Source organism: Amycolatopsis sp. NPDC031561, assembly GCF_055580625.1.
On the sequence record NZ_JBVILA010000017.1, the window covers coordinates 89424 to 106922 of the forward strand.

The following is a 17499-nucleotide window of genomic DNA, read 5'->3' on the forward strand; positions in this document are numbered from 1 at the left end:
CGCTCACCAGCCGAGCTGGTCGCCCAGCCGCAACCGCAGCCACAGCACCAGACGTTCGTCCGGGTCGGCGAGATCGAAGCCGAAGATCTCCTCGGCGCGGGACAGCCGGTACCGGATCGTGTTCGGGTGCACGGACAGCAGGCTGGACGCGGCCGCGGTATCGCTGTTGGAGTCCAGGTAGGCGAGGATGGTGGACGCGTAGGTCGTGCCGTGCTCGAGGTCGTGAGCACGGATCGACGGCCCGAGCCTGCGGGGCAGTGCCTCGTGCGCGACGAGGATCTGGGCCAGGGCGGAAAGCGTCGCGCCTGCCCACACCTCGTCGATCGAAGCCACCTGACAGGCTTCCGGCTCGTCCGGCCGTTCGGTGAGCGCGCGGAGGACCAGGTCCGCGTCGGCGCGCGAGTCCGCGATCGAGCGGAGGTCGGGGACCAGCGAACCGAGACCCGCCTGGACGCGCACCCGCAGCGCGCCGTGCGCTCGCCGGGCGATCCCGGCGACGAGGTCGCGGTGCGCGTTCGGCGCCGGCCCGCCCGGCAACAGCGCGTAGACCGTGCCGTCGATCAGCGCGCAGCCGTGTTTGCCGTAGTGGGCCTCGCAGTGCAGGCTCACCAGGTCGGCGAGCCGGGTGGCCGCGTGGACCGCGAGCACCTCGTCGGCGTCTTCGGGACCGATCGCGAACGCGGCCACCGCCACCCCGGCGTTCGGGTCCAGGCCGAGTTGCGGGGCCACGGCGGTGACACTGCCCGGGTCGGCGAGCAGCCGCCGCACCAGGTCCGCGCGACGGCGCCGGACGGCGTCGTCCGCGGTCCGGGCCGCGAGCAGATGCAGCGCGGCGATGTCGGCGGCGTCGAAGAGGGCCTGTTCGGCCGCCTGGTCGAGACCGTTTTCCGCGTCGACGACCCAGATCGACCCGAGTACCTCGTTCCCGGCGCGCACCGCGACCCCGAGGCGGGGGAGACCGCCGGGAATGGCCGGGAACCGGCAGGTGCGCCGAGCCTGGGTGAGCGCCTGATACTGCTCGTCGTAATGGTCCGGGGCGTCCGGCACCTGGAGGCCGAGAATGCCCTGGCGGCGGCCCTCGTCGATGCCCTGACCGGGCAGCGTCGAGTAGGAAAGGATGCGCCGGTACGGATCCTCGATCGTGGTCGCCCCGCCGACCATGCCCGCGATCGCGTTGGCCAGTGCGAAAAGATCGCCGACGGCCGAGCTGCCGGTGCCTTGCGTGACCCGCGCCGCGGAGGCGAGGGCCGAGGAGATCATGGCGTCGAGATGGTGCCAGGCCACGGCTTCGTCGGCGGCGAGCAGAACGAGACCGGACCGCTGTGCGGCTTCGGTCAGTTCCGCGACCGGCTCGCCGAAACTCTTCACCACCACGCACGCGTGACCGGCCTCGGCCGCGGCTTCGACAAGGTCTTTCGCCTGCGGCTCGGCCGTGCCCACCCCGACGGCGAGCAGGATCGCGCCCTTCATCGGAGGCAGCGGGGAACGCCGCTCGTGGATGAGCACACTCGAGACCGGGACCGGCCGGTCCGGCAACGCGGTCAACGGCCGGACCAAGGAAGTGCCCAGTGCGTCGAGGACCTGTCCGAGGTCCGGTTCCTCAGTGTCGAGCATGCTCACCTCTTTGGCCGGTCGCACAAAACATTCACGAATTCTCTGGACCGGCACTCGTAGGCGGGTGGCCAGTGTGGACGTGAGGCTGTCAGCATGCACCTTCCAGGCAGGGCGCCGCGGGCCGCCCCGACGACAGTACCCACGGCGGCCCGGGCGAGTGCCGTCGAAGTCGCCGCGCGTGCCGCGACCCGTGCGGGTGTCCGGATCCGGCTGGCCGAAGACCTCGTCACGGTCGAGGCGGTTTCGCGTTTCCTCGCCGGGGTATGGCAGACCCCCGAACATCAGCCACCGCTCGGGGTCGACGCGTTGCGCGCCTTCGCCCACGCCGGCGGCGCCGTGCACTACTCCAGCGACGGGGACGAGGTCATCGCGGCTTCCGTGCTGTTGTTCTGCCGACCCGCTTCCCAAGCTGTCTACTCGATGATCGCCGCCGCACGCACGAGTGATCGCGGAGTGGGTTTCGCCCTCAAGCAGGCGCAGCGGGTGTGGGCGCTCGACCACGGCGCGACCTCCATGATCTGGACCTTCGATCCGCTGGTGAGCCGCAACGCCCACTTCAACCTGGCCAAACTCGGCGCGACCGCAGGCGAGTACCGGGTGAACTTCTTCGGCCACATCGACGACGGTGTCAACGGGCACGACGAGACCGATCGGCTCACCGCCGTCTGGTCACTCGCCGAGCCACGGCCGGATCACGTCATCGGGCCCGACTTCGGGAGCGCGGAAGTCGATGAGGCACGCGCTCCGGACGGTAGAGCGCTCAGTGCCCGGGACGAAAACGGTCACTGGTGCCGGGTTCCCGCCGACATCATCGCCACCCGCCGCGAGGACAGGGAACTCGCGGCCGCATGGCGGGAAGCGGTCCGCGGTGTCCTGCTCCCGGCCTTCGACGCGGGTTTCACCGTGACCGGCTTCAGCAGGGCCGGCTGGTACCGCCTGACCAGAACGGAGCAGCCGTGAAGATCGAACTCGTCGAACTCATCGAGGTCCGCCTTCCCCTCGTCCGTCCTTTCAGGACTTCGTGCGGGGTCGACACCGAGCGGCGCACCCTGCTGCTGCACGTGGTGACCGACGCCGCCGAAGGCTGGGCGGAGTTCGGGGGCGACCCCGAACCGATGTACAGCGCGGAGTTCGCCGCCGGGGCCGAACGTGTCCTCGCCGATCACCTCGTGCCGAGGGTCACCGCGCTGGACCGGCCGACCGCCGCCCGGATCGCCGGCGCGATGGCCCCGGTCAAAGGCAACCCCATGGCCAAGGCACTGCTCGAAACGGCGATCCTCGACGCCGAATGCCGTGCCCACGCGATGCCGCTGGCGACCTACCTCGGCGCGGTGCGCGACCGCGTCGCCGCGGGGGTGTCCGTGGGGATCACGGACACGATCGCGGACCTGCTGGAAACCGTGTCGGGCTACCTGGAGCAGGGCTACGTCCGGATCAAACTCAAGATCGAACCGGGCTGGGACCTCGAGCCCGTTCGCGCCGTCCGCCAGGAGTTCGGTGACGACATCGCGTTGCAGGTCGACGCGAACACCGCCTACTCGCTCACCGACGCCGAACACCTGCGCCGCCTCGACGACTTCAGCTTGGTCCAGATCGAACAACCGCTCGCGGAGGACGATTTGCGCGGCCACGCCGAGCTGGCGAAGCTGCTGCGCACACCCCTCTGCCTCGACGAGTCGATCCACTCCGCGCGCGACGCCGCCACCGCGATCGCGCTGGGCGCCTGCCGCATCGTCAACATCAAGCCCAGCCGGGTCGAGGGCTACCTCGAGGCCCGCCGGATCCACGATGTCTGTGTGGCGCACGGGATCCCCGTCTGGTGTGGCGGAATGCTCGAGACCGGGATCGGCCGCGCGCAGAACCTGGCGCTCGCCGCGCTGCCTGGATTCGTGCTGCCGAACGACATCTCCGCGTCCAGCCGCTACTACGCGGAGGATCTCACCGAAGAGTTCCGGCTCGACGGCGGCTCACTGTCCGTTCCGGACGGTCCGGGCAGCGGGGTCACCGTGCTGCCCACGGTGCTCAAACGCTACGCCGTCACGACTCGGAAGTTGTACCAACTGTGAAAGGAGACATCATGCGAGGTTGGACCACTGTCGCCGCGACCTTGGCGGTCACGGCTTCTTTGGTGGCGGTGCCCGTCTCGTCGTCCGCGGCGCCACGATGTGACACCAAACCCATCCAGACCGCGTTGGGACTACTGAAGAAAGCCGGTATCCCCGGGGTCTCCGTGACGGTGAAGAGCCCTCGCTGCGGCGTGTGGACCGGCGGCGTCGGTGTCGCCGACCGCGCGACGGGCCGCAAGCTCACCGGCGGCGAGCACAGCCGGATCGGCAGCAACACCAAGACCTGGACGGCCACGGTCGTACTCCAGCTCGTCGGCGAAGGCAGAATCGATCTCGACGACACCGTCGAGGACTTCTTCCCGAAACTCATCCGCACCAAGGACTACGACGGGCGCAAGATCACGGTCCGGCAGCTCCTCCAGCAGACCAGCGGCCTGCCCGACTTCCTCGACGCGCCGTTCTGGGAAGACGAGGAAGCGCACCGCTGGGATCACATCGAGCCCCTGCAGACGGTCCGGCAGGCACTGGCCCTGCCCCCGCCCGACGACCGGGCCCCGTCGGGCTTCGCCTACTCCAACACCAACTACAACCTGGCGGGCATGATCGTCACGAAGGTGACCGGCCGCAGCATCGGCACCGAGATCACCCAACGGATCATCAGGCCCCTCGGCCTGTGCGGCACCAGCTGGCCCGGCGACCGGACCACGCTCCCCAAGCCGGAACTGCGGAGCTACGTGGTCAGGGAAGGGGCACTGGCGGACAGGACGGAATGGAACACGTCCGACGCCGACGCGTCGGGCGCGCTGATCTCGACCGGCGCGGACGCGACCGTCTTCTGGAACGCGCTGCTGACCGGGAAACTGCTGGCGCCCGCCCAGCTCGCCGAGCTGAAGAAGACCGTCGACGACGGCTCGGGCGAGGGCTACGGCCTGGGCGTCGAGCGCTACGAACTCACGCCGGGTCTCGTGACCTGGGGGCACAGCGGCGGGATGCCGAGCGGCCACGAGTTCAGGAACGCCGTCACCGAAGACGGCCAGCGGTCCGTGACCTTCCTGATCAACACGGACGAGTACAAGTGGCAGGACGTCGACGTCGCCATCGGTGACCTCGTCCGCGACATCCGCTGACCGATGCCTTGACAGCCCCCGGCGTCATTCATACATTCATACAGGCGTTGTCACTTTGTATGAATGACGCTGGGAGCTGATCCGCATGCGACTCGGCAAGACCGCCGTCGTCCTCGGTGGCAGTGCCGCCGGCCTCTGCACCGCGGGCGCACTCGCCCCCTACTTCGACCAAGTCCTGGTGCTCGAACGGGACGAACTGCCCGCCGAGGCCGAACACCGGCGCGGAGTGCCGCAGAGCAAACACCCGCACTTCCTGCTGAACTCGGGCCGCCGCGCGATCGGCGAACTGTTCCCCGGGTTCGAGGACGACCTCATCGCCGCCGGGGGACTGCATCTCATGCCGTCCATGGACGCCGCCTATCTCGACGGAGCGGGCTGGTCGGCGCGGAAACGCAGCGCGATGACGATGATCTACAGCTCGCGGATCCTCATCGAGCGCGTGCTGCGCGACAAGGTCCGTGCCCTGCCCGGGGTGGTGATCCGAGAAGGCGTGGCGGTGAGTGGGCTGACCACCCGGGACGGCGACGTCACCGGGGTCTGGTTCTCCACACGCGACGGAGACGAGCACGTCGACGCCGATTTCGTGGTGGACGCGATGGGCCGCGGCTCCTCGGCCGGCGTCTGGCTGGCGGCCGCCGGGTGGCCCGAGCCCGAGGTGCGGACCCTCGACGCCAAGGTCACCTACACCTCGCGCTGGTACGACCTGCCGTCCCGCGACGAGCGGCCCGCGTCCTGGTGGTGGCGGCATCTGGTGATCATGCCGACCCCCGACAAGGGCGAGCATCCCGCCGAGCACGAGTTCCTGGTCAACTTCTTCCCCATCGAAGAGAACCGCGTCATCGCGTGCATGGGCTCGTGGGGACTCGAGATGCCGCGCACCACCGAGGCGTTCGTCGAGTCGGCCCGCCGGGTGCGGGCGCCGCTGTTCGCGGCCGCGATGGACCGGTCCACCCCGACGTCGGAGGTGCACCTGACCCGGTCGACCGGCAACAAATGGCGCCGCTACGACCGTCTTCGCACCCCGCCGGGGCGCCTGGCGTTCGTCGGTGACTCGATCTGCGCGTTCAATCCGTTCTACGCGCAGGGAATCAGTTCCGCCGCCGGTTCGGCGCTGCTGCTGCGAGGGCACCTCGCGGGTGCCGACCGTCTCGACACCCGATTCTCCGCCCGTTTCCTGGCCGCGCAACGGAAACTGCTCGCCGTGCCCTGGAGCTTGGCGATGGCGAGAGATCAGGGATACGCCTGCGCGGTGGGTACCGAAAAAGCGGGGGAGTGGAAGCGGCGTCTCCTCGCGGCGGTGTCCGGCCCGGCGTTCCGGCTCATCGTCGGCGCGGCCCGCGAGGACGACGTGATCGACGAGCACTTCGCGAAGGTGTTCAACCTCGACGAGTCACTGCGCGACATGATGACCAACCCCCGGGTGCTCGCGGGGCTCCTGCGCTACCGGATCCGCGCCGCGCTGGGGCGGCACCGGGTTCCCTTCGACTTCGATGCCCGCGCCGAGCCGCCGGTCACGGACTACTCGCCGGCTGCTTCCCGATGAGCGCCGTCTGCGGGCCGGACGCGGAGGCCGTCACCCGCGGGCTCGGGTTCGACTGCCACGACGTTTCTCCCTGGCTCTCGATCCGCCCTCCTTGGGAAGCCGCCCACTGGACGATGCCGCCACTGGAACTGCTCGTCATCGGCGGCGCCGTCTTCGCGCTGGTGCACGCGATCCGCCGTCACCGCGCGGGCGATCCGGTCAACCTGGCGCTGTGGTGCGCCTCCCTGGTCTACCTCTTCGTCATCGAGCCGCCGCTGTACTTCCCGGAGTGGTTCGGCCTCGAGCGGCAGTACGGATTCATCTTCGCCCACAACCGGTTCAGCGTGCAGTTCATGGCAGATCGGCTGCCGCTCTACATCGTGGCCTTCTATCCGATGATCAGTCAGCTCGCCTACGAGCTCGTACGGTCACTCGGGATCTTCCGCGCCCGCGGCGCGCTGATCGGATCGGTGGCGGTCGCCTTCGCCTGTCAGGTGTTCTACGAGGTCTTCGATCATCTGGGGCCTCAGTTGAAGTGGTGGGCCTGGAACGGGAACAACCGGATCGTCAACCAGCCCGCGCTGGACTCGGTGCCCATGAACAGCATGCTGCTCTTCGCCTCCGTCTCCATGGGGGCGATGACCTACCTCGTCGTGCGCCTGACCGGCACACGGCGCGGATGGCCGCTCGCGGCGCGCATCCTGCTGGCCGGTGTGCTCACCCCGCTGACCATGGCGATCGCCGGGCTCCCGTCGAGCCTGTTCGCAGGGAACACCACCGCGCAGGCCTGGGTGCTCGGAGCCGAACTGGCCCTGCTGTGGCTGGCAGGCACGTGGATCTTCGTCCGGCACCGAGGCCCCGGCGTCCCCCTGTCCGCGTTCGTCAGGTTCTATCCCGCCGTCTACCTGGGCGTCATGGCCGTGTTCTGGCTCGGCGCGCTGCCTTCCTTCCTCTCCGCCGAGGACGGCATCACCGAAGACGGCACCCCGATCGGCAGCGGCCTCTACGCGCTCGCCTGCTTCCTCGGCGCCGGGCTGATGCTCGCCGCGCTGTACCGCGTGCGGCGCGAGGCACCTGCCGCCGTCTGAGCTTCTCCTTCGGGGAAGATGGGGTCATGGGGCACCACGGATGGCAGGGCAACCCGCCCGGAACCGAGCGCGAGGCGCGCCGCCGGATCGTCGAAGCGGCGACGGCCTGCATCGACCGCGTCGGCCTCGCCAAGACCAGCCTCTCCGACGTCGCCGCGGAGGCCGGCATCACCCGGCAGACCGTCTATCGCTACTTCGCGAGCCTGGCCGACATCCTCGGCGCTGTCGCGCTGGACCGCGTCGAAGAGTTCGCCGGGCGGATGGAGCGGCACCTGACCACGTTCGGCACCGCCGCCGAGGTCGCCGTGGAGTCCGTGGTGTTCGGCGTCCGGGTGGTTCCTGACGAGCCGTACCTGGGACTGCTGTTGAAGGCGGGCGAAGCCGACGTCTTCACCGTGGCGGTGACGTCGTCGCAGTCCTTCTCCCTCGGCGCGAGGATCCTGCGGAACGTGCCGGTCGATTGGACCTCGGCTGGCGTCGAGTCCGATGAGGACTTCGAAGGGCTCGCCGAGATGCTGATGCGGCTGTTCCTCTCGTTCCTGCAGTACCCCTCGGAGCCCGCGCACACCGATGAGGAGTTGCGCGCGCTCGTTCGGCGCTGGATCGGGCCGGCGCTGGGCGGCTGACCCGGTCGGGCTACATCTGCCGCTCGATGGTGTGAAGGCGGTCGAGGAATGACACGGCCTCGGGCTCACCGGAGAGATCGCGGGGCGCGAGGGGAGAGAGCGACTTGCGTCGAGCGTCCCGGACCCCCGTTGGTCGAGCGGCGACCTTGCCACCGAATGGTGCAGGGCACCGCGCGGTCACCCGTTGACTGGGAGTTTAAGAACCTTTTACACTGCGATCGTTAGGAAACTTACTTAACGAAGCGACTCCGGCCGACCCGACGCCGCCCACGCCGGTACTCGCGACTCCGCAACGTCGAGGAGTTCGCATGAAACGGAGAACACCCCTGGCCGGTGTCGCGGTGGCGACCCTGGCGCTGCTAGGGCAGACATTGATCTCTTCGGGTACCGCCGCACAAGCGGAATCTCTGCTGTCCGCGGGCAAACCGACCACGACCTCGTCGGTCGAGGGTTCCGGCTTCGAGGGCGCCAACGCCGTCGACGGGAGCGCCACGACCAGGTGGGCGAGCGAGGAGGCGGTCGATCCGCAGTGGATCGCCGTGGACCTCGGCAGCGCCGCGACCGTCACCAAGGTCAAACTGACCTGGGAAGCCGCCTACGCCAAGACCTACAAGATCCAGGGCTCGGCCGACGGCAGGACCTGGACCGACATCAAGTCGGTCACCGGCGGTGACGGCGCCATCGACGAACACCCGGGCCTCAACGCCTCCGCGCGCCACCTCCGCGTCCACGGTACGGCTCGCGGCACGACCTATGGCTACTCGTTGTGGGAGCTGGAGGTCTACGGCGACCGCGTCGGCGGCGGCGACACGCAGGCGCCGACGGTGCCCACGGGCCTCGCCGCGACGGCCACCACCGCCGACAGCGTCACCCTCGGCTGGACCGCGTCGACCGACAATGTCGGGGTCACCGAGTACGAGGTGCTCCGCGACGGGAACGTCGTCGGGACCACGGCGGCGACCACCTACACCGACAGCGGGCTGGCGTCCGGAGCTGAGTTCGGCTACTCCGTGCGAGCACGGGACGCGGCGGGCAACGTCTCCGCGGCGAGTCCGGCGATCAGGGCCGCGACCAAACCCGGGGGCACCGGCGCCGTCACCATCGCGCTGGCGGGTGACATCGCCAACCCCGAACTCTTCTCCACGCACCAGGGAACGGCGAACCAGGTCGCCTGGATCAACCCGCAGTACGTGCTGACCGTGGGCGACAACCAGTATCACAAGGGCACCATCTCCGAGTACCGCGCCCATTACGACAAGACGTGGGGCAAGTTCAAGAGCATCACCAAGCCCACGACGGGCAACCACGAGTGGGACGACCAGCTCAAGGGATACAAAGAGTACTTCGGCGCGATCGCGTACCCGAAGGGCTTGCCGTACTACAGCTACGACATCGGTGACTTCCACTTCGTCGCGATGGACTCGAACCCGATCTACACCGGCGGTGGGTCCGAACAGGTGGCCTGGCTGCGCGACGACCTGGCGAAGAACACGAAGTCCTGCGTCATCGGGTACTGGCACCACCCGCGCTTCAACTCGGGGAACTCCGGCGACAAGAAGCAGATGGCGCCGCTGTGGAACGAGATGGCCAGGGCGAAGGCGGACGTGGTGTTCACCGGGCACGACCATCACTACGAACGGACGAAGCCGCTGGACGTCAACGGGCACGTCGACGAGGCCAACGGCGTGCGGTCGGTGATCGCCGGTATCGGCGGCGACTACCTCTACACCGACTACAAGGCGCGCGAAGGGGTCGAGAAGATCCTCGCCAAGCACGGCGTGATGAAGCTGGTGCTGAACGGGAAGTCGTATTCCTGGGAGATCTACGACACCGCAGGGAAGGTGCTCGACAAGGCGGGTCCGTACACCTGCCGCTGACGGCCGTGGTCCGGTGCCGTGCGCGGCACCGGACCCGGCTTGCTGTCCACGACGACGTAGGCCCATCCAGGAGTACAGGTGAATCGAATGGTGAAGCCGGGCATCGCCGCGATCGCGGCGATCGTCCTGCTCGCTCAGCCCGTGACCGCTTCCAGCGCCGCGGCCGGACCGGTGGAATCACTGCTGTCGGTCAACAAACGCACCACCACGTCCACGGTCGAGAACGAGAGTTTCGGCGGCGCGCTCGCCGTCGACGGTGATTCGACGACCCGCTGGGCGAGCCTGGAGGGTGATCCACAATGGATCGCGGTCGACCTCGGCGGTCCCGCCGACATCAGCCGGATCAAGATCTTCTGGGAATCGGCCCACGCGAAGGACTATCAGGTCCAGGCATCCGACGACGGCCAAACCTGGCGAGACGTCAAGACCGTCGTGGGCAGCGACGGCGGCCTCGACGAGTTCGCCGGCCTGAACACCTCCGCGAGGCACGTCCGGATCTTCGGTACCGCACGGGCGACCGTGTACGGATACTCGCTATGGGAGCTGGAGGTCTACGGCGTCCGGACCGGCGACGGCGACATCCAGCCGCCGTCGGTGCCGACCGGCCTCCGGCAGAAGTCGTCCACCACTGAGAGCATCACGCTCGGCTGGAACCCGGCGAACGACAACGTCGGCGTCGTCGAATACGAGGTGTTGCGCAACGGCAACGTCATCGGCCGGTCGGCGACGACCTCCTACACCGACACGTCGCTGGCGTCGGGTTTCGACTTCCAGTACGCGGTGCGGGCGCGGGACGCGGCGGGGAACCTGTCCGGATCGACCTCGCCGGTGAAGGCGTCGACCCGGCCGTCGGCGTCCGATGGCATCGTCATCGCCCTCGCCGGTGACATCGCGAAAGCGGAACTGCCGTCGGAGCACCAGCGGACGGCGGAGCTGGTGGGCAAGATCAAACCCCGGTACGTGCTGACTGTCGGCGACAATCAGTACGTCGACGGCACCATCGAAGAGTTCCGGTCCTATTACGACAAGACCTGGGGCAAGTTCAAGAGGATCACCAAACCCACGCCGGGCAACCACGAGTGGAACAACGATCTGGCGGGATACAAGCAGTACTTCGGGAAGATCGCGACACCCAAGGGAAAGCCGTACTACAGCTTCGACGTCGGCGCCTTCCATTTCGTCGCGCTGGATTCGGACCCGGTGTACAACGGCGGCGGTGCCGAACAGGTGGCTTGGTTGCGCAAGGACCTCGCGAGGACCAAGAAGTCCTGTGTCGTCGGATACTGGCACCATCCGCGGTTCAATTCCGGGAACGCCGGAGACGCGAAGAGCATCGCGCCGTTGTGGAACGAGCTGGCCAAAGCGAAGGCGGACGTCGTCTTCGCCGGGCACGATCACCATTACGAGCGGACAAAGCCCCTGGACGTCAACGGGCATGTCGACGAGGCCAACGGCGTGCGGTCGGTCATCGCCGGGATCGGCGGCGACAGCCTTTATCTCGACTACAAGGCCCGTGAAGGCGTCGAGAAGATCTTGGGCAAGCACGGGGTGATGAAGCTGGTGCTCAAGGGAAAGACCTATTCCTGGGAGATCATCGGCACCAACGGGGAACTGCTCGACAAAGCAGGCCCGTACCGCTGCCGGTGACGGGAAAAGGAGACGGCGTGAAGCTTCCGGTGAAGTTCGTCGTGGCAGTGGCGGGTGTCGTCGCACTCGCCGCCGCCTCGGTGGTGTACGTGGTGCAGGCCAAGGTGAACAGCCCTGAGCGGCAGACGGCCGACGTGGCGATCGAGGTGGATTCCGCACAACCCGTTTCGCTGGGGGAGACAGGGAGGCTGCTGTTCCGCAACGGTGCTCCGGGGCCGGGATACGGCAATGTCGCCTCGGTCCCCGTCTTCGAACCAGGGAGCCCGCGACGAATCAGTTCGCTCGCTTGCGAGCGGTTCTACACCGCGGCGGACGGCGGCCTGTGCCTGGCGAAAGAACCCACGCCGATGGCCGGCGCGGTCGCCCGGTTCGTCGACTCCGCGCTCGGCGAGGTCAAGCGGGTGGACGTCCCTGGGATCCCCAACCGCGCCAAGCTCTCGCCCGGCGGCCGGATGGGCAGCTGGACCACCTTCGTCACCGGTGACTCCTACTCGAAACCCGGCACCTTCTCGACCCGGACGGCCATCATGGACCGCGAGCGCAACGAGCTGTCGAGCAACATCGAGGGCATCCCGCTGCGGATCGGGGACGAGCAGCACCGCGGCGAGGACGTCAACTACTGGGGTGTCACCTTCGCCCCCGACGAGCGGACGTTCTTCGCCACGGTCGCGACCGGCGGGCGGACATTCCTGGTGCAGGGCGACAACGAGGCATGGAAGGCGCGCACCCTGCGGGAGAACGCGGAATGCCCGTCGCTGTCGCCGGACGGCACGAAACTCGCGTTCAAGAAGCGCGTGGCGGACGGCGATGCCCGGCCTTGGCGGGAACACGTGCTGGACCTGGCCACGATGCGGGAGACCCCGCTCGCGGAGACGCGCAGCGTGGACGACCAGGTGGTCTGGCTCGACAAGGACACGATCGCCTACAGCCTGCCGCGGGGGAACGGCAAGGAAAGCGACATCTGGTCTGTGCCCGCCGACGGCACCGGCGGGGCGCGGCTGCTGGTTCCCTTGGCTTCGTCGCCGTCGGTCACCGTTGGCGCTCGGTAGCTCCGACATGGAAAGGCATTGTGCATGACGAGTCGGTTCGAACGGGTGGCCATCGACAGCGTGGATCCGCGGCGATTGGCGGATTTCTGGTGCGGCGTACTGGGCTATGTCATGGCCGACCCGGAAGGAAACGAGCTTTGCCTGGCACGCAGCCTCGCGCCGGGGGAGTTCGACCTGTAGTCCGGAATTGCCGGGCCGCTGTCCGGGCTGGCACAGGGGAGGTGGGCGACGGACGCCTCTCTCGAAACGATCGCACAGGATGTGGTCAAAAGGGATTCACCTCGACCGCGGGTTGCTGCACAGTGTGCCTAGTGACTCCTGCGAACGACGACCGGACACTGCTCATCGTCGGCTCCTACACCGCCGCGAGCGACGGCGACGGCGAAGGCATCGACACCTTCTGGCGCGACGGGCGGACCGGGCGACTGACCCCGGCGGGCTCGCTCGAACTGGACTCGCCGAGCTGGCTGACCCCGCATCCGACGCTGCCGGTGCTCTACGCCGTGAACGAAACGGCCGAAGGCGCGATCACCGCCGTGGCGGTCGGCGAGGACGGCACCCTTGAAGCCCTGAACTCGCTCCCGACCGGCGGGGCCGATCCGTGCCACCTGGGGATCACTCCCGATGGCCGGTACCTGGTGTGCGCGAACTACAGCGGTGGCAGCCTGGCCGCGTTCGCGCTGGGGCCTGACGGGGTTCCCGCCGTGCGCACAGCACTGGTCCAGCACGAAGGCACCGGGCCCAACGCGGAGCGGCAGGAGGCCGCACACGTGCACATGGCAGTGGTCGACGAGACCGGGACGCTGGTCAGCGCGGTCGACCTGGGCACCGACGAGATCCGCAGCTACCGCCTCGGCGAGGAAGGCGAACTGATCCCCGTCGCGGTGTCGACGCTGCCCGCCGGGACCGGACCCCGGCAGCTGGTCCGGCGCCCGGGCACGAGCCACGCGTACGTCGTCGGCGAACTGGCCGCTTCGCTGGTGACAGTGCGCGAAGAGCCGCCAGGCACGTTCTCCGTGGAGAACTCGACTCCCGCGACGCTCGCGCCCGGCGGCGAGAACCTCCCAGGGCAGCTCGTCCTGCACGGCGATCGGCTCTTCCTGTCGAACCGGGGCCCCGAAACGATCACGGAGTTCGCTTTCGACGGCGTCCTCCCGAAGGCCGTCGCCGATCACGGGACAGGCGAATGGCCGCGGCATTTCTCCGTCGTCGGCGAGCATTGTTATGTTGCTTCGCAGAGTGAGAACGTGGTCCAGGCCTACGAACTCGCGACCTGGCGCTTGATCGGCAGCTATCCGATCGGGAGCCCGGCATTCGTCGGCCCTTGGCGGCACTGATTCCGGTCAGCGGGACCTCCTTTCTTTTGAGGGCGAATTAAGGTCTTGACGCAACTGGTTCAGACCATGACACTGAATCGCACGCCGCCGGTGACCTGGCTCACACCCGTCCGAGGAGAACCATGTCCCTACCGAGGAAACTGCTCGCCCTGACCACGCTCTTCCCGTTGGCGCTGGGCCTGCTCAGCGCCCCTGTGCAAGCAGCACCGGCCACGTTCACCCACCCAGGCGTACTGGTCAGCCGCCCGCAGCTGGACTTCGTGCGCGCCAAGGTCCAAGTCGGCGCACAACCGTGGAAACAGGCCTACGACGCGATGATGTCGAGCTCGTACGCCTCATTGTCCCGGTCACCGAAACCGCGCGCCGTCGTCGAATGTGGCCCCTATTCGAATCCGAATCTCGGTTGCACCGATGAACGGCAAGACGCGATCGCGTCGTATTCCCTTTCCCTCGCCTGGTACATCACGCGCGACGCGAAATACGCGACGAAGGCGATCGAGATCATGGATGCCTGGTCCGCGGTCTTGAAGGACCACACGAACAGCAACGCGCCCCTGCAATCGGCGTGGTCGGCCTCCTCGTGGCCACGCGCGGCGGAGATCATCAAGCACACCTACACCAGCTGGCCGAATTCCGGCCGCTTCGGCACCATGCTCCGGAACGTGTACTTGCCCGAGGTGATCAACGGCAGTCACAGCAACGGAAACTGGGAACTCAGCATGACCGAGGCCGCGATCGGCATCTCGGTGTTCCTCGACGACAAGGCGAGCTATGACAAGGCCGTCGCGAAGTTCCGCACCCGCGTCCCCGCCTACCTCTACCTGACCGGCGACGGCGCGCTCCCGAAGACCGCGCCCGGCAGCGGCCTGGACACCCGCGACAAGATCGTTAAGTACTGGCAAGGCCAGACGACGTTCGTCAACGGCCTCTCGCAGGAGACCTGCCGCGACTTCACCCATACCGGCTACGGCCTCGCCGCCATCGCGAACTTCGCCGAGACCAGCCGCATCCAAGGCCAGGACCTCTATCCCGAGATCGCCGACCGCCTCCGCGAAGGTCTCGGCTTCCACGCGAAGTACCAGATGGGCGCCGCCGTCCCGTCGTGGCTCTGTGGCGGCAGCCTGAAGCTCGGCCTCGGCCCGATCACCGAGATCGGCTACAACCACCTCCACACGCGCCTCGGGCACACCATGAGCAACACCGAGGCTCTCACCCTCCGCCAGCGCCCGGCGGGCACCAACAGCCTGTTCGTCTCCTGGCAGACCCTCACGCACGCCGACAACCCACAGTGACTCCGTGAGGGCCGCCCGATTGCGGCAGGGTGGCCCTCACGGTCCGTTTTCCCAGCTCAGACACACAGTGACCCCTGGTTGCAAGGCCCTGTTCGGGACCCGCTAAAGTACTCATATCGCACTCCACGGAGTGCGGGTCCGGGCTGTGGCGCAGTTTGGTAGCGCACTTGACTGGGGGTCAAGGGGTCGCAGGTTCGAATCCTGTCAGCCCGACGGACAGAAGAGCCGCTTGGCTTGGGTTAAAAACCCAAGCCAAGCGGCTTTTTCGCATCCTAACTAGTTGTCCTAGGTGGGCTATCTGGGGCCCCATCTGTGGACCATCTGTGGACCACAGGCGGCTCTCGCGCTGTGCTGTCAGTCAGACCCATCGACCACTCACAGCGGCGCGACGCGGGTGCTAGTTCATGCCAGCGGACAGATCATCGCCAGTAGTAGGCTGGCAGCACGTAGCGCCGCCACAAGGAAGCAAGGTAGCAATGAGCTCGATCCCGGTTTTGAGCCTGAGAGTCTGTAACCTTCGCCGGTTTACGGACACTGGAGACATCAGCTTGCGGCCCTACAACTTCGTCTTCGGAAAGAACAGCTCAGGAAAAACCACACTCCTGCGATCGATCCTCCTGTTTCGCCAACTATTGGAAGCAAGTTCGTCTCGTGGAATAAATAACGCCCTGACAGGTCCTCACGTGGACTTCGGTTCATTTTCTGAATCGGTAACCGATTCGCTCACGTCCAAAGATATCATCCTGTCACTCGGATTCAACGTCGACAGCTATTTAACCACCTACCTCGGCCCGCGAAGCAATCAATTCATTTCCGGCGATGTGGTCGTGGGAATGATTCTGCACTGGAATAAGACCTACAGGCATGTGCAGTTTTCTGAGATTGGCATCCACTCAGCGAGCGGCAGCCCCATCGTGTCCATGCGACGCCTTGGACCCGGAAAGGTTCAGCTCGACATCCCGCATCTGGACGTATCAAGGTCTATGAAAATTGGATCCGAGCTGACTTTCGGAACATTCCGGCGACTTGAATTTGATCTACTCTCTCCCGATGATCGGCAAGACCGCATGCGGGTGTACGAAATCGTCTTCCTGACGCAAGCCATAAATATGGCGCTTGAGAATGTACATCACGTAGGCCCTCTTCGCGACATGCCCGAAAGGGCATATAGGACTGACCAGATCGGCCACTCCGACGAAAGCACAAAAACAGTTCTAAGCATGCTCTCCGGTGAACGCGGCGCAATAAATGCCGTAAGCAAGGCGCTACGACAAATGAAGATGGCGCGCAGCATCGACATCAACGAACTCGCGCCTGGATACTCGGGAATTTCAATTCAAGATCTTCAGACCGGTCGTCGCGACAGTCTTGCGGACGTCGGATTTGGCGTATCGCAGGTGCTTCCCATTCTAGCCAGGATCGCAACCGCTGGCCCAAATAGCCTGGTCATGATAGAGCAGCCCGAACTACATCTTCACCCTGAAACACAAGGGGCCCTGCTCGACGCAATGATTGATCTCGCCAACGCCAATCGCGTAAATTTGCTTATCGAAAGTCACAGCGAAAGCATGTTACTGCGCCTTCGAAAGCGCGTCGCAAATGGGAAATTATCGCACAATGATGTTCAGGCCCTTGTTGTAAACGAGGGTAAAGTCTGCGTCGCAGAGGTAAACAAGCGTGGTCAACTCGACCTAACAGCGTTCCCCGAAGATTTCTTTGAAGAGGACTGGCTCGACACGATTGCGATTGCGAAGGCGGCAGCCAAGGACAGCAAATGAACCCTGTCCTCGTCGCTGTCGACACCTGCCTACTTGCCAGACTTCAAGACGAGTCCTACTTTCACGGCGAGACGGCTTACGCTGGAGTAGAACTTACCCACCACTTAATAAGAACTTTGCGTCAAGGCCTGTGTGAACTTTTGGTCGATACCGACCGAGATATACTCGGTCAGTATTCAAGAAATCTCAAGGGGAAAGACCTAGCCCAAATGATAGTGAAGTGTGCACAAAAATACAATCAAATATCCTATAGGTCGGAAAAGTTATCCAAGCGCACTCTCGATCGACTCCATAGAATACAGTTCGATCCAGCCGACCTTAGCTTCCTGCACGTCACCCATAAGACATCCGGGCTATTTGCAACAACAGAGAAGAAACACCTTGACGCCAACCGTCGCGATCAGGTGCAGAAGATTTGTGGTGTCGAGATTATTTCACCCCACGATCTTCTTGTCATACTTGAAGCATTGTAGCTT

General features: G+C 66.2%; 15 protein-coding genes and 1 tRNA gene. 15 read left to right on the forward strand and 1 reads right to left on the reverse strand.

Annotated features, from left to right (window positions below; translation table 11 throughout):
• Positions 1–3 precede the first annotated feature (3 nt).
• Positions 4–1614, reverse strand: a complete 1611-nt coding sequence (locus ACZ5IK_RS28740) for a PucR family transcriptional regulator (protein ID WP_465490546.1) — start codon at positions 1612–1614, stop codon at positions 4–6.
• A 93-nt stretch (positions 1615–1707) separates the two neighbouring features.
• Between ACZ5IK_RS28740 and ACZ5IK_RS28745 the strand changes: the two genes are divergently transcribed.
• The 15 genes from ACZ5IK_RS28745 to ACZ5IK_RS28815 all read left to right on the forward strand — a co-directional run bounded on the left by ACZ5IK_RS28745 (position 1708) and on the right by ACZ5IK_RS28815 (position 17496).
• Positions 1708–2574, forward strand: a complete 867-nt coding sequence (locus tag ACZ5IK_RS28745) for a hypothetical protein (protein ID WP_465490547.1) — start codon at positions 1708–1710, stop codon at positions 2572–2574.
• Entirely contained in the window at positions 2571–3680 is a 1110-nt protein-coding gene (menC, locus tag ACZ5IK_RS28750) for an o-succinylbenzoate synthase (protein ID WP_465490548.1), read from the forward strand. The genes ACZ5IK_RS28745 and menC overlap by 4 nt, the downstream gene beginning before the upstream one ends.
• Before the next feature lie 11 nt (positions 3681–3691).
• Positions 3692–4807, forward strand: coding sequence for a serine hydrolase domain-containing protein (locus ACZ5IK_RS28755; RefSeq protein ID WP_465490549.1), 1116 nt, complete (start codon positions 3692–3694; stop codon positions 4805–4807).
• A gap of 85 nt (positions 4808–4892) precedes the next feature.
• Entirely contained in the window at positions 4893–6350 is a 1458-nt protein-coding gene (locus ACZ5IK_RS28760; RefSeq protein WP_465490550.1) for an FAD-dependent oxidoreductase, read from the forward strand.
• Positions 6347–7417: a hypothetical protein gene (locus ACZ5IK_RS28765; protein ID WP_465490551.1), complete on the forward strand. Its 1071-nt coding sequence runs from the start codon at positions 6347–6349 to the stop codon at positions 7415–7417. The genes ACZ5IK_RS28760 and ACZ5IK_RS28765 overlap by 4 nt, the downstream gene beginning before the upstream one ends.
• Positions 7418–7443: 26 nt before the next feature.
• Positions 7444–8043, forward strand: coding sequence for a TetR/AcrR family transcriptional regulator (locus tag ACZ5IK_RS28770; RefSeq protein ID WP_465490552.1), 600 nt, complete (start codon positions 7444–7446; stop codon positions 8041–8043).
• Positions 8044–8351: 308 nt separating this feature from the next.
• Entirely contained in the window at positions 8352–9920 is a 1569-nt protein-coding gene (locus ACZ5IK_RS28775) for a discoidin domain-containing protein (protein ID WP_465490553.1), read from the forward strand.
• Positions 9921–10007: 87 nt separating this feature from the next.
• The gene (locus ACZ5IK_RS28780; protein WP_465490651.1) at positions 10008–11567 is read left to right on the forward strand and encodes a discoidin domain-containing protein; all 1560 of its coding nucleotides are present in this window, start codon (positions 10008–10010) and stop codon (positions 11565–11567) included.
• A gap of 17 nt (positions 11568–11584) precedes the next feature.
• Positions 11585–12616, forward strand: a complete 1032-nt coding sequence (locus ACZ5IK_RS28785; protein ID WP_465490554.1) for a TolB-like translocation protein — start codon at positions 11585–11587, stop codon at positions 12614–12616.
• Between the two features lie 24 nt (positions 12617–12640).
• Positions 12641–12796, forward strand: coding sequence for a hypothetical protein (locus ACZ5IK_RS28790; RefSeq protein WP_465490555.1), 156 nt, complete (start codon positions 12641–12643; stop codon positions 12794–12796).
• A 131-nt stretch (positions 12797–12927) separates the two neighbouring features.
• On the forward strand, positions 12928–13953 hold the full coding sequence (locus tag ACZ5IK_RS28795; protein ID WP_465490556.1) for a lactonase family protein: 1026 nt from the start codon (positions 12928–12930) through the stop codon (positions 13951–13953).
• A 122-nt stretch (positions 13954–14075) separates the two neighbouring features.
• On the forward strand, positions 14076–15245 hold the full coding sequence (locus ACZ5IK_RS28800) for an alginate lyase family protein (RefSeq protein WP_465490557.1): 1170 nt from the start codon (positions 14076–14078) through the stop codon (positions 15243–15245).
• Between the two features lie 139 nt (positions 15246–15384).
• A tRNA-Pro gene (locus ACZ5IK_RS28805) sits at positions 15385–15458 on the forward strand.
• Positions 15459–15721: 263 nt separating this feature from the next.
• The gene (locus ACZ5IK_RS28810; protein WP_465490558.1) at positions 15722–17023 is read left to right on the forward strand and encodes an AAA family ATPase; all 1302 of its coding nucleotides are present in this window, start codon (positions 15722–15724) and stop codon (positions 17021–17023) included.
• Positions 17020–17496 carry a hypothetical protein gene (locus tag ACZ5IK_RS28815; RefSeq protein WP_465490559.1) on the forward strand — a complete coding sequence of 159 codons (477 nt, stop codon included), beginning with the start codon at positions 17020–17022 and terminating at the stop codon, positions 17494–17496. The genes ACZ5IK_RS28810 and ACZ5IK_RS28815 overlap by 4 nt, the downstream gene beginning before the upstream one ends.
• The last annotated feature ends 3 nt before the right edge of the window (positions 17497–17499 follow it).

Excerpts from the sequence above, each read along its gene's own strand:
- ACZ5IK_RS28770 (WP_465490552.1), top strand. The coding sequence starts at position 7,444 with ATGGGGCACCACGGATGGCAGGGCAACCCGCCCGGAACCGAGCGCGAG.
- ACZ5IK_RS28740 (WP_465490546.1), bottom strand. The coding sequence starts at position 1,614 with ATGCTCGACACTGAGGAACCGGACCTCGGACAGGTCCTCGACGCACTG.
- ACZ5IK_RS28745 (WP_465490547.1), top strand. The coding sequence starts at position 1,708 with ATGCACCTTCCAGGCAGGGCGCCGCGGGCCGCCCCGACGACAGTACCC.
- ACZ5IK_RS28810 (WP_465490558.1), top strand. The coding sequence starts at position 15,722 with ATGAGCTCGATCCCGGTTTTGAGCCTGAGAGTCTGTAACCTTCGCCGG.
- ACZ5IK_RS28800 (WP_465490557.1), top strand. The coding sequence starts at position 14,076 with ATGTCCCTACCGAGGAAACTGCTCGCCCTGACCACGCTCTTCCCGTTG.
- ACZ5IK_RS28790 (WP_465490555.1), top strand. The coding sequence starts at position 12,641 with ATGACGAGTCGGTTCGAACGGGTGGCCATCGACAGCGTGGATCCGCGG.
- ACZ5IK_RS28815 (WP_465490559.1), top strand. The coding sequence starts at position 17,020 with ATGAACCCTGTCCTCGTCGCTGTCGACACCTGCCTACTTGCCAGACTT.
- ACZ5IK_RS28765 (WP_465490551.1), top strand. The coding sequence starts at position 6,347 with ATGAGCGCCGTCTGCGGGCCGGACGCGGAGGCCGTCACCCGCGGGCTC.
- ACZ5IK_RS28755 (WP_465490549.1), top strand. The coding sequence starts at position 3,692 with ATGCGAGGTTGGACCACTGTCGCCGCGACCTTGGCGGTCACGGCTTCT.
- ACZ5IK_RS28775 (WP_465490553.1), top strand. The coding sequence starts at position 8,352 with ATGAAACGGAGAACACCCCTGGCCGGTGTCGCGGTGGCGACCCTGGCG.
- ACZ5IK_RS28760 (WP_465490550.1), top strand. The coding sequence starts at position 4,893 with ATGCGACTCGGCAAGACCGCCGTCGTCCTCGGTGGCAGTGCCGCCGGC.
- ACZ5IK_RS28780 (WP_465490651.1), top strand. The coding sequence starts at position 10,008 with ATGGTGAAGCCGGGCATCGCCGCGATCGCGGCGATCGTCCTGCTCGCT.